Source organism: uncultured Acetatifactor sp. (genome assembly GCF_948601915.1).
GTDB lineage: Bacteria > Bacillota > Clostridia > Lachnospirales > Lachnospiraceae > Acetatifactor.
In genome coordinates, this window is the sequence record NZ_CAPDXS010000153.1 from 1 (window position 1) to 2,388 (window position 2,388).

The window sequence follows — 2,388 nt, forward strand, 5'->3', positions numbered from 1 at the left end:
ATAAACTTTAAATTCCTTGATTTTTTAAGGAAAATCACTTGACATTATAGGGAGGAAGAAGCAGATGTCATTGGAGAAGAACATTGAAAGAATCGCGGACGCCCTGGAGGCGCTCGCAAGGACGACAGGGGCCCAGATGCCGCCTGAAAGGAAGGGGGCGGCGGTGCCGCAGACGGGCCAGCAGGCCCCCATACAGCCGGCACAACAGGGGAACTGGCAGGGCCAGCAGCCCGCGCCGGCCCAGATGCAGCAGCCACAGGGAAGCCAGGTGCCCGTATCCCTGCCCGCAGGCGCGGGGGCGCAGTGGCAGGGAGGCGGCATGGCGCAGCCGGGGAGCCTGCCTCCCCAGCAGCCCGCAGCCACAGGGGCGGTGCCGGTGACGGCATCGGCACAGCAATACACCTTCGACCAGCTGGCCGTGGCCACCGCGAACCTCGCGTCATCGGGCAAGGACGTGTTCACGATACTGGGGAGGTTCGGGGCCAGCATGCTGATGGACCTGCCCAAGGAGAGGTACGGCGAGTACGCGGCGGCGCTGAGAGAGGCAGGTGCGGTGGTCTGATGGGGAAGAAGACGGAAGAGAGGGAGCACGCGCTGCTGTCCGCATCCAGCGCGAAGAAGTGGCTGAACTGCACGCCGTCGGCCCGGCTGGAGGCTGCCGTCCCGGAGGAACGGAGCGGATATGCAGCGGAAGGGACCCTGGCGCACAGCGTCTGCGAGCTGAAGCTGGCGAAGCAGTTCACGGACAAGAACATGTCTGACAGGACATACAGATCCAGGATGGGGAAGCTGGCGAAGGATCCGCTCTACTCCAAGGAGATGGAGGGATTCGCAGATGCTTATGTGGACTACATCACCGGAATCGCCTACGGCTTTCCGAGCGCGCCATACGTGGCGGTGGAGAAGAGGGTGGACTACAGCTCCTGGGCACCGGAAGGGTTCGGCACCTGTGACTGCATACTGGTCCATGGGGACGCCATGCATGTATGCGACTTCAAATATGGGAAAGGCAAATCGGTGAACAGCTTCGAGAACCCGCAGCTGATGCTCTATGCCCTGGGGGCCTGGGACGCCTTCCGGATGATCTATCCGATCAGGACGGTGACGCTGCACATCATCCAGCCCCGCATCGACAACACCTCCTCCTGGGAAGTGCCGCTGGAGGCGCTGCTGCGCTGGGGGAAGGAGACGGTGAGGCCCCGGGCGCTGGAGGCCTTCAAGGGGGAGGGGGAGTGCGTGCAGGGGAAGTGGTGCGATGACTGCTTCTGCCGCCTGTCCGCCACCTGCAGGGCCAGGGCGGAGGCCAACATGGCCCTGATGGCGGAAGCGGAGAACCCGACGGGCACCGGGCTGCCCATGATGAAGCTGCCGCCCCAGCTGAGCAACGAAGAGGTCGGCAGCCTGCTGAAGAGGGCACAGTTCCTGAAAGCCTGGGTGAACAAGCTTGAGGCGTATGCCCAGGGCGAAATCCTGGCAGGCCGGGACGTGCCTGGGTGGAAGCTGGTGGAGGGGCGCAGCACCCGCGCCATCCAGGACATTGACGCAGCCTACGAGGCGCTGCACGAGGCCGGCTACCCGGAGGCGGCGCTGTACCGGATGCAGCCGCTCCCGCTTGGGGAACTGGAGAAGCTCCTGGAGAAAGGGCACAAGAAGATACTGGAAAAATTCATCGTCAAGCCGCCGGGGAAGCCGACACTGGTGCCGGAGGACGACAAGCGGCCCGCCATATCGCCCGCATCCATAGCGGAGGGAGCATTCGGCGGGGAGAACGCATATAAGGAGGGAAAGTGAACATGGCGATAACGACAGGGAAAGTAAGGGCGAGCTACGTGCACATATTCCAGCCTCGCACCCCAGAGAACGGAAGCGACCCGAAGTATTCCGTCACGCTGCTGATTCCGAAGACGGACACGGCCACAATCAACAGCATCTATGCGGAGATAGAGCGGGCTAAGCAGGACGGCGCACAGAAGGCGTTCAACGGCAGCATCCCGCCACAGTGCAGGACGCCCCTTTACGACGGGGACGGCTACCGCCAGTCGGGGGAGCCCTTCGGGGAGGAGTGCAGGGGGCATATGGTGATTACTGCCTCCGCAAAGCAGCAGCCGGTCATCGTCGGGCTGGACATGCAGGGCATCCTGAACCCGGCTGAGGTGTACAGCGGCTGCTACATCAGGGCGAACATCAACTTCTTCGCCTACAACAGCAACGGCAACAAAGGGATAGGCTGCGGGCTGAACGCTGTCCAGAAGATCGAGGATGGGGAGCCCCTTGGGAACCGTGTCAGCGCCGAGGAGGCCTTCGGCGGCGCGAGCGCTTATGCCGCAGGCGCTTACCAGCCGCCGCAGGGCGGTGGCCAGCCGGGCTATGGAGGGTACCAGCCGCCGC

The 2,388-nt window shown here is 63.5% G+C and carries 3 protein-coding genes; all 3 read left to right on the forward strand.

Annotated elements, in window-relative coordinates:
- Positions 1–64 precede the first annotated feature (64 nt).
- Complete coding sequence (locus Q2B33_RS20165) at positions 65–562, forward strand: hypothetical protein (RefSeq protein ID WP_300785527.1); 498 nt, start codon at positions 65–67, stop codon at positions 560–562.
- On the forward strand, positions 562–1,791 hold the full coding sequence (locus Q2B33_RS20170; protein ID WP_300785526.1) for a DUF2800 domain-containing protein: 1,230 nt from the start codon (positions 562–564) through the stop codon (positions 1,789–1,791). The genes Q2B33_RS20165 and Q2B33_RS20170 overlap by 1 nt, the downstream gene beginning before the upstream one ends.
- 2 nt (positions 1,792–1,793) lie before the next feature.
- The coding region (locus Q2B33_RS20175) for a DUF2815 family protein (protein WP_300785525.1) at positions 1,794–2,388 on the forward strand (595 nt) is incomplete at its 3' end.

Coding starts and splice junctions, on each gene's coding strand:
- Q2B33_RS20165 (WP_300785527.1), top strand. CDS start 65: ATGTCATTGGAGAAGAACATTGAAAGAATCGCGGACGCCCTGGAGGCG.
- Q2B33_RS20170 (WP_300785526.1), top strand. CDS start 562: ATGGGGAAGAAGACGGAAGAGAGGGAGCACGCGCTGCTGTCCGCATCC.